The organism is Gemmiger formicilis (assembly GCF_016901605.1).
In the GTDB taxonomy this organism is placed as follows: Bacteria; Bacillota; Clostridia; order Oscillospirales; family Ruminococcaceae; genus Gemmiger; species Gemmiger formicilis_B.
This window is the reverse complement of the sequence record NZ_JACJKP010000367.1, coordinates 1-693: the sequence shown is the minus strand read 5'-3', so window position 1 is coordinate 693 and position 693 is coordinate 1. Positions and strand designations below refer to the sequence as shown.

Below are 693 nucleotides of genomic sequence, written 5' to 3'. Positions count from 1 at the left end.
CGGTGCCGGTGCTGAACATGCCCCAGCTGACCGCAGCCGATGCCAAAGCAGCAGGCTGCACCAAACTGGGCATTCTGGCAACGGATGGAACGTTGCTGGCCGAAACCTACCAGCTGGCCTGCGACCGCGAGGGAATTGCCTGGGCCGTCCCTTCGCCGGAACATCAAAAGGGTATCATGTCGGTGATTTACGACGACATCAAACAGGGGCGCCGCGCCAATATGGTCAAGTTTGCCGCCGCTGTGGCGGACCTGAAATCTCAGGGCTGCAATATGGCGGTGCTGGGCTGCACCGAACTCAGCCTCGTCAAGAGGGATGAGCATCTGGATGCCTTTTTTATCGACAGTACCGAGGTTCTCTGCCGCCATGCCCTGTTGGCCTGCGGCGTGACACCCGTCGGATTCTGATACAGATTAAGCAATGAGGAAGGAATCGCACATGGAACAGAAAAAATTCTACATCACCACGCCGATCTACTATCCCAGCGACAAGCTGCACATCGGCCACACCTACTGCACCGTAGCTACCGACGCCATGGCCCGGTATAAGCGGCTGCAGGGGTACAAGGTCATGTTCCTGACCGGCACCGACGAACACGGCCAGAAGATCGAACTGAAGGCCAAGGAAGCCGGCGTTACCCCCCAGCAGTTTGTGGATAACATCGTGGAAGGCCCCAAGGGCGTCAAGGATCTG

At 58.0% G+C, this 693-nt stretch carries 2 protein-coding genes; both read left to right on the top strand.

What is annotated here, in order from left to right; genetic code table 11:
• Positions 1 to 407, top strand: a 407-nt coding sequence (locus H6B10_RS14900; protein ID WP_204652298.1) for an aspartate/glutamate racemase family protein, incomplete at its 5' end; no start/stop codon positions are given.
• Positions 408 to 438: 31 nt separating this feature from the next.
• On the top strand, positions 439 to 693 hold a 255-nt coding region (locus H6B10_RS14895; RefSeq protein ID WP_204652297.1), incomplete at its 3' end, for a class I tRNA ligase family protein.